Source organism: Actinosynnema sp. NPDC023658 (assembly GCF_040639995.1).
Lineage (GTDB): Bacteria > Actinomycetota > Actinomycetes > Mycobacteriales > Pseudonocardiaceae > Actinosynnema.
This window is the reverse complement of the sequence record NZ_JBFAAX010001373.1, coordinates 1-1,226: the sequence shown is the minus strand read 5'-3', so window position 1 is coordinate 1,226 and position 1,226 is coordinate 1. Positions and strand designations below refer to the sequence as shown.

Sequence of the window (1,226 nt, the reverse complement as noted above, 5' to 3'; positions counted from 1 at the left end):
GATCCGACGGGCGCGGGCGAGCAGCTCGGCGGGTGCCGGGCCGTAGTCGTAGGTGGCGCTGTCGGGCACGTCGTGGCGGGCCAGCAGGCCGGAGTTGAACACGCCCGCGACCGCCACGTCCACGCCCCGCTCGACGCACAGCGGCAGGAACTCGGCCGCGGCCGGCTGCTCCAGCAGCGTGTACCGCCCGGCGAGCATGACCACGTCGACGTCGGTCTCCCGGACGAAGCGGGCGGGCATCCGCCACTGGTTCATGCCGACCCCGACCGAGCGCACCACGCCGGTGTCGCGCAGCCGCAGCAGGGCGGGCAGCCCTTCGGTGGCCGCCTGGTCCCAGTGGTCGTCGGGGTCGTGCAGGTAGACCACGTCGACCCGGTCGAGCCCGAGCCGCCCGAGGGACTCCTCCAGGCTGCGTCGCACGCCGTCCGCGCTGAAGTCCCAGACCCGCCGGTGGGTGGCCGGCACGGCGAACCCGTCCGGGTCCGGCCGGCCACCCCCGTCGGGGTCGGGCACGAGCAGCCTGCCCACCTTGGTGGACACGGTGAACTCCTCGCGCGGACGGCCGGCCAGCGCAGCGCCGAGCCTGCGCTCGGACAGGCCGAGCCCGTAGTGGGGCGCGGTGTCGAAGTGGCGGACGCCGGCGGCCCACGCGGCGTCCACCAGCTCGTGCGCCTGCTCGTCCGTCATGGGTCGGTACAGGTTGCCCAGGGTGGAGCCCCCGAGGATCAGGGGCACCGCCGACGGGCTCGACGCGGTGGTCACGGCGCTAGTCCTGCCTGCGCCCGGTGGTGATCCGGGTGACCACGAGGGCGACGATGATGACCGCGCCGTAGATCGCCTTGATCCAGAAGCTGTTCACGCTCAGCAGCCGCAGGATGTTCTCGATCAGCCCCAGCATCAGGACGCCGGACAGCGCGCCGAACAGCGTCCCACGACCGCCGTCGAGGCTGACGCCGCCGATCACGGTGGCCGCGAAGACGGTGAAGATCATGCCGTCGCCCTGCGCGACCGCGACCGACCCGAGGCGTCCGGTCATCAGCACGCCCGCGAACGCCGCCAGCCCGCCGCCGATCACCAGGACGATCCACAGCACCCGGTCGGCGCGGATGCCCGCGGCCTTGGCCGCCTCCACGTTGCCGCCGATCGCGTAGAGCGCCCGTCCCTGCCGGAAGCGGCCGAGGACCGTGATGCCGATCGCGAACGCCAGCGCGCACAGCCAGACCGCG

The 1,226-nt window shown here is 73.7% G+C and carries 1 protein-coding gene and 1 pseudogene; both read right to left on the bottom strand.

The window, feature by feature from the left end; translation table 11 throughout:
• The coding region (locus AB0G02_RS41100; protein ID WP_360806236.1) for an aldo/keto reductase at positions 1 to 762 on the bottom strand (762 nt) is incomplete at its 3' end.
• Positions 763 to 766: 4 nt separating this feature from the next.
• A pseudogene (locus AB0G02_RS41095) lies at positions 767 to 1,226 on the bottom strand (ABC transporter permease); the annotation flags it as partial.